Genomic DNA, 529 nt, shown 5'->3' on the forward strand with positions numbered 1-529 from the left:
GGTCAAGTCCCAGGTAGTGGTGTAGCGATCCTTCGATGAGGGGTCAGGCTGTCAGTGCGGGCAGGGCATCGGCGTTCACCTCGTTCACGGGGCTGGTTGTGATGGTGAGGCGGCATCGGGCGAGGACGTCGAGGCCGAGATAGCGGCGACCCTCGGCCCATTCATCGGTCTGCTCAGCCAGCACCGCGCCGACGAGCCGGACGATCGCCTCGCGAGAGGGGAAGATGCCCACCGAGTCGGTCCGCCTGCGGATCTCCCGGTTCAGACGCTCGGTGGGGTTGTTCGACCAGATCTGGACCCAGACGTCTTTGGGGAACCCGGTGAACGCGAGAACGTCGGCGCGGGCGGCATCGAGATGCTCGGCCACGTCGGGCAGTTTCTCGCTGACGTAGTCCAGCAGCCGCTCGAACTGGGCGTTCACGGCTGTCGCGTCGGGCTGGTCGTAGACGCTGTGCAGCATCGCCTTCACTGCAGGCCACATGCCCTTGGGACAGATGCTCATCAGGTTCGCGGCGTAGTGGGTGCGGCA

At 65.8% G+C, this 529-nt stretch carries 1 protein-coding gene; it reads right to left on the reverse strand.

Going from position 1 to position 529, the window contains the following annotated elements:
* Positions 1–43: 43 nt before the first annotated feature.
* Positions 44–529, reverse strand: a 486-nt coding sequence (locus INT49_RS20910; RefSeq protein ID WP_193119641.1) for a transposase, incomplete at its 5' end; no start/stop codon positions are given.

The sequence above is a fragment of the Brachybacterium tyrofermentans genome (genome assembly GCF_014897585.1).
In the GTDB taxonomy this organism is placed as follows: domain Bacteria; phylum Actinomycetota; class Actinomycetes; order Actinomycetales; family Dermabacteraceae; genus Brachybacterium; species Brachybacterium tyrofermentans.